Source organism: Tateyamaria sp. (genome assembly GCF_059783535.1).
The window spans coordinates 4,833-9,825 of the sequence record NZ_JBYNDP010000127.1 but is presented as its reverse complement, the minus strand read 5'-3'; the positions used below and the strand labels follow the sequence as shown (position 1 = coordinate 9,825).

Here is a 4,993-nt window from a genome sequence, read left to right as displayed (position 1 = left end):
GCCCCTCGGCAGCGAGCGCCTTCTTGCGCTTTTCCAGAAGCGCCATCAGCGCACCCTGCCCCGCAATCGCAATGCGTTCGGCGTTGAGGGAGAATTTGGACTGGAAGCCGGAGGCCGTCATGCGCCCTTCGGCCACGACCTCCATCCCTTCCTCGGGCATGGTGCCCAGACCACTCACCTGTCCTTTCCACGTCATGCAGGATAGGACATTGCGGTCGTCTTTGAGGTCGAAATAGAGGTGACCGGAGCGGGCCAGCACGACGCGCCCAACCTCGCCCTTGATCCGGACCCAGCCCAGTTCGCCCTCGATCAGCTTGCGCACCTTGCCCGCAATCTCGGACACCGAGAACTCAGGCGTGTTCGAACCGGGAACGGGATCGTCAAGCAGGTCCATGGGCCATCCTTGTACTGCGGGTCGGGCCAGCTTAGAACGCGGCCCAACAAAGGCCAAGGAGCAAGCGATGAACATTCTCATTCTGGGCGGCGGTGGCCGCGAACACAGCTTGGCCTGGGCGGTGTTGCAGAACCCGAAATGCGACCGGCTGGTCGTGGCCCCCGGGAATGCAGGGATCGCAGCCATTGCCGAATGCGCGAGCCTGGACATCAATGATGGTGGGGTTGTCGCGACATTCGTCGAAGAAGAATGCATCGATTTCGTGATTGTCGGCCCCGAGGCCCCGCTTGCCGCCGGAGTCGCTGACCGTTTGCGGGATGCAGGGGTGCTGGTTTTTGGCCCGAGCCAAGCGGCAGCGCAGCTTGAAGCATCCAAGGCATTCACGAAGGCCATCTGCGATGTAGCCAACGCACCAACGGCCGCGTACGGCCATTTCACGGATGCGGCTGCCGCCAAAGCCTATGTGGCAGACCAAGGTGCGCCCATCGTGGTCAAGGCAGACGGGCTGGCCGCGGGCAAAGGTGTCATCATCGCCGAGACGGTTGAAGATGCCCATACAGCCATTGATGACATGTTTGGGGGGGCCTTTGGCGGTGCCGGGGCCGAAGTTGTCATCGAGGAATTCATGCAGGGGGAAGAGGCATCTTTCTTCGTCCTGTGCGACGGCACCGACGTGCTTCCCATCGGCACCGCGCAGGACCACAAGCGCGTGGGCGAAGGCGACACCGGCCCAAACACCGGCGGCATGGGTGCTTACTCACCCGCACCAGTGCTGACCGATGACATCGCTGAACGCGCACTGGAGGAGATCATTCGTCCGACAATGGCCGAGATGGCGACCCGGGGCATGCCGTACCAGGGTGTGCTCTATGCTGGTTTGATGATCGAAGATGGCGCGCCGCGCCTTGTTGAATACAACGTACGCTTTGGGGATCCGGAGTGCCAGGTGTTGATGATGCGCCTTGGCGCCCAGGCGCTGGACCTGATGCATGCAGCCGCCGAAGGGCGACTGAACACCGCACAAGTCAACTGGGCGGAAGATCATGCCATCACCGTTGTGATGGCGGCAGAGGGATATCCCGGCGACTATGCGAAGGGGGCTGTGATCGGCGGTTTAGACGCCCTGCCCGCCACCGGTAGTCAGATGGTGTTTCACGCTGGAACGTCAGCACAGGATGGCAAGATCACCGCGTCTGGCGGGCGCGTTCTGAACGTCACAGCCCGGGGTGCATCACTGCGAGAAGCCGCCGACAGCGCCTATGAGATGATTGATGCCATCGAGTTCCCCGGTGGCTTTTGTCGCCGTGACATCGGATGGCGGGCGCTCGACTAAGACAAAGACCTTTTGGTCCATCCCTTCCCTGATTTAGAAAACCCCTCCGGAGACTCCAATCGGCAGCAGCCGGGGAAGTGCATGGTAATTACCTACGATATCGGTGCTTGCGTACAGGCAACTGGATCGTCGCTGATGTCCACCACTTCCTGCACCTCTCCGAGATCATCGGTTGAGGCAACAAACAGCCGTGCATCGCGTAGAAACGGAACCCAGCAATGCAGCACGCCGGGCGGATCGTCATCATAGTCGAAACAGACCTGACCATTCTCTGCCGTCACCAGGCCAAAGGCACAGGTCCCGTTTGCCCGAGCCCAGACCGTGCGATCGCGGGACAGGAACTGTTCGATCCCAACAGGCTGACGGTCTGGAAAAGTCGCAAAGGACGCGGTTCGGTTGGCGACAAGGTCCAGAAACTGTTCGGGCGTCAGGCGGTCCTGCGCAATGGCTGGCACTGCGGTAAATAGCACAGCGATGGCCAGTCGGATCATTGGCAGTCCATGGCGCGGGCAAATGCGGGGCGGGTCGTATCGGTGCCCAGATACACGCGCTGAAACTGCGATCCGTCCCAGCGTATGGCCACAAGGTCTGACCAGTTGGCGGTGGCGAGGATCATTTCGGGCACACCCGCACAGGTGCGGATGCCGCCAGCGATATCCACCTCACCGATCCTGTGGTTGGTGAGCCCCAGCAGGTCCGCAGCGGGGGTCAGCGTGCCATCTGCAAACCGCCAGATACGTAAGGTCTTGGCAAGGTGCGGGCGGTCGATATAGGCGATCTCGGTCACGCCATCGCCGTCCAGATCAGCCGCCCCCAGAGGAGCAAGCCAGCGGTTGCGGGTCCCGATATGTGGCGTCTCGGTGATCTTGCCCTGCGCGCCGTAGATGGCGAAAGCAGCCCCTGCGGTGACATCTGCTTCGACCACCAGCACCTCGGGTGCGCCATCGCCATCCAGATCAGCAAGGCGAGGAGCGACGTCTTCAAAGACGTGATCACGGGGCAGGACAAAACGGCGCGTCTCTCCGCTCTGCATCTCAAGCTCGAGTGTGCCCCATTCGATCGCATCGCCAAGGATGCCGTGGGCGTATCGGTCGGTCGGATCGGCGTAGCGGGCCGCCACGATGACATCCGCCAGCAAAGGCGCCGAGGGTGCCATGAGCGCCAGCGCGGTCAGCAACAGGCGCAGCGGTTGCAACGCGCCGCGGGCGAACGGGCGCACATGGTGCATCAGCAGACGCGGCGCCCCAATAGGCATCAGATCTGCTTTTCAGGCATCTGAACAACAAGACCGTCCAGCGCGTCCGTGACCTTCAACTGGCAAGTCAGGCGCGAACGGGTCACGTCCGGCTCGTAGGCGAAGTCGAGCATGTCGGTTTCCATGTCATCCTTGGTCGGCAGCTTCTCGACCCAGTCGGGATGCACATAGACATGGCACGTGGAACAGGCACAGGCCCCACCGCAATCCGCTTCGATGCCCGGAATGTTGTTGTCCCGTGCGCCTTCCATGACCGTTAGGCCATTGGCGACGTCGACGACATGTTCCGTTCCGCCATGTTCGATATAGGTGATCTTGGCCATGTCTGGGCCCCCTTCAATCCGCGTTCCGCATATCTCTATCGGGCAGGAGATAAGGCTGCCAGCCCCTTTTGCGACCCCTAACTTTTTCACTTGCGACATGATATGTTTGTTCTATCTTTGTTCTCATGCAGATCTATTCTTCATCCCCTTCTGGGCGTGCGCCCACATGGCCCCGTCCCCCGGCCTGTCTGCGGGCGGGTGAGCTGGGCGCGCCGCCGGTGAATGCGCGGGTGGCAGTGGCAGGGCTTGTGATCCTGCGGCAACGCCCTGGCACAGCCAAGGGCGTGATCTTCCTGACACTTGAAGATGAGACAGGCGTGGTGAACATCATCGTCTGGCGTCACATCTACGAACGCTTCCGCCGTGCCGTGGTGGCCGGGCGCATGTTGAAGGTGACAGGCCGGATGCAGCGGGCCCACAACGTCACCCATGTGCTGGCCGAAGAGATCGAGGACATCTCTTCCCTGCTCGACCAGCTTCTTGCGGAAGGCACCGGTCGGCACATGGGAAGTGAGACACGCACCGACACCTGGGAAAGCCGTAAGGGCGGTTAATGCAGCAGGGCTAGGCAGAGGCCCGACCCGCAGCTATGTTGCCCACAAAAGCCCAGTCAGAGGCCCGAGCATGATTTTCAGACCCTTCTTCCCGGCTCTTGCCGCCGCCTGCATTGTTGCAGCCTGCGCTGACAATGGCATGGTCACGTCCTCTTCGAATGTCGACCCCATCTCGCTGGCCACCGCCCCGCCCGGAGCGGCCCCGGACACGTGTTGGGGCAAGACGGTGAGCCCCGCCGTCGTCGAGACCGTGAACCGAAAAATCCAGTTGCAACCCGCGCAGGTCAGCAGTGACGGGCGAATTCAGTCGCCGCCGATCTACAAGACGGAGACAAGCCAGCTGGTCGTCCAACCCCGCCGGGAAACCTGGTACGAGATAATCTGCGAAGCGGATATTACGCCCGATTTCATTGCATCAGTCCAGCGGGCGCTGGAGGCGCGGGGGTTTTATACGGGTCGGATCACGGGCGAAATGGACGCGCGCACCCGCGCGGCAATCGGGCGATACCAGGCCTCAGAGGGCCTGGACAGCAAGACCCTTTCCATCGCCGCCGCCCGCAAGCTGGGACTGATCACCGTTGCCAACCCCACCGCAACCTGACGGGCGGGGCGCACCACAGGTGCGCCTTACAGGTCGGCACATCGCTGCAAGCCCTGAACAAGAAAGGCGCCCCAAGGGGCGCCTTACCTATTTCTTATCGATGAAGGGACTTACTCGGCCAGACTGAGCGCCACGAAACGCGGATCACCCGCCCGACGCACCAGCAGCAGCAGCGATTTGCGCCCGGCTTCTTTCACGTCATCCAAGCGCGTCTCGAACTCGCCAATGCTGTTGACCTTCTGCTGCCCAGCTTCGGTGATGATGTCACCTGCACGCAGGCCCTTTTCGAAGGCTTCGCTGGTCTCATCCACCTCGACAACGGCCAGGCCTTCCTGATCTGCATCCGCCCCCAGCTGTTCACGCAGCTCGTCCGTCAGCGTGCTGAGCGTCAGACCAAGCACGTCCTTGGTTTCAGCTTCCGCCGGCCCCTCCTCGGGCGCCGCAGCAGCGGGCACGGCGCCTTCCGCTTCCTCACGCCGTCCAAGTGTCACGCGCAGGGTCACCGTTTCACCATCGCGGAACACGACCACGCG

8 protein-coding genes are annotated in these 4,993 nt (G+C 62.1%); 3 read left to right on the top strand and 5 right to left on the bottom strand.

Annotated elements, in window-relative coordinates; genetic code table 11:
- The coding region (locus AC6RA8_RS18265; RefSeq protein WP_500354631.1) for an exodeoxyribonuclease VII large subunit at positions 1 to 394 on the bottom strand (394 nt) is incomplete at its 3' end.
- Between the two features lie 67 nt (positions 395 to 461).
- Here AC6RA8_RS18265 and purD point away from each other — a divergent pair.
- On the top strand, positions 462 to 1,727 hold the full coding sequence (purD, locus tag AC6RA8_RS18260) for a phosphoribosylamine--glycine ligase (RefSeq protein ID WP_500354629.1): 1,266 nt from the start codon (positions 462 to 464) through the stop codon (positions 1,725 to 1,727).
- Positions 1,728 to 1,819: 92 nt separating this feature from the next.
- Here the strand turns inward: purD and AC6RA8_RS18255 are convergent, their stop codons facing one another.
- Genes AC6RA8_RS18255 through AC6RA8_RS18245 form a run of 3 tightly spaced genes read right to left on the bottom strand, consistent with a single transcriptional unit; the run spans position 1,820 to position 3,305 of the window.
- A complete protein-coding gene (locus tag AC6RA8_RS18255) occupies positions 1,820 to 2,218 on the bottom strand; it encodes a hypothetical protein (protein WP_500354627.1) in 399 nt (132 codons plus the stop codon).
- Positions 2,215 to 2,982, bottom strand: a complete 768-nt coding sequence (locus tag AC6RA8_RS18250) for an FG-GAP repeat domain-containing protein (protein ID WP_500354625.1) — start codon at positions 2,980 to 2,982, stop codon at positions 2,215 to 2,217. Before AC6RA8_RS18250 ends, AC6RA8_RS18255 begins: the two co-directional genes overlap by 4 nt.
- A complete protein-coding gene (locus AC6RA8_RS18245; RefSeq protein WP_299211857.1) occupies positions 2,982 to 3,305 on the bottom strand; it encodes a 2Fe-2S iron-sulfur cluster-binding protein in 324 nt (107 codons plus the stop codon). Before AC6RA8_RS18245 ends, AC6RA8_RS18250 begins: the two co-directional genes overlap by 1 nt.
- Before the next feature lie 125 nt (positions 3,306 to 3,430).
- On the opposite strand from AC6RA8_RS18245, the gene AC6RA8_RS18240 reads away from it, so the two are divergent.
- Both AC6RA8_RS18240 and AC6RA8_RS18235 read left to right on the top strand, forming a co-directional pair.
- Entirely contained in the window at positions 3,431 to 3,859 is a 429-nt protein-coding gene (locus tag AC6RA8_RS18240; protein ID WP_500354624.1) for an OB-fold nucleic acid binding domain-containing protein, read from the top strand.
- A 70-nt stretch (positions 3,860 to 3,929) separates the two neighbouring features.
- Positions 3,930 to 4,460, top strand: coding sequence for a peptidoglycan-binding domain-containing protein (locus tag AC6RA8_RS18235; protein WP_500354622.1), 531 nt, complete (start codon positions 3,930 to 3,932; stop codon positions 4,458 to 4,460).
- Between the two features lie 110 nt (positions 4,461 to 4,570).
- On the opposite strand, the gene AC6RA8_RS18230 is transcribed toward AC6RA8_RS18235, so the two are convergent.
- Positions 4,571 to 4,993, bottom strand: a 423-nt coding sequence (locus AC6RA8_RS18230; RefSeq protein ID WP_500354620.1) for a PDZ domain-containing protein, incomplete at its 5' end; no start/stop codon positions are given.

Coding starts and splice junctions, on each gene's coding strand:
- purD (WP_500354629.1), top strand. CDS start 462: ATGAACATTCTCATTCTGGGCGGCGGTGGCCGCGAACACAGCTTGGCC.
- AC6RA8_RS18255 (WP_500354627.1), bottom strand. CDS start 2,218: ATGATCCGACTGGCCATCGCTGTGCTATTTACCGCAGTGCCAGCCATT.
- AC6RA8_RS18250 (WP_500354625.1), bottom strand. CDS start 2,982: ATGCCTATTGGGGCGCCGCGTCTGCTGATGCACCATGTGCGCCCGTTC.
- AC6RA8_RS18245 (WP_299211857.1), bottom strand. CDS start 3,305: ATGGCCAAGATCACCTATATCGAACATGGCGGAACGGAACATGTCGTC.
- AC6RA8_RS18240 (WP_500354624.1), top strand. CDS start 3,431: ATGCAGATCTATTCTTCATCCCCTTCTGGGCGTGCGCCCACATGGCCC.
- AC6RA8_RS18235 (WP_500354622.1), top strand. CDS start 3,930: ATGATTTTCAGACCCTTCTTCCCGGCTCTTGCCGCCGCCTGCATTGTT.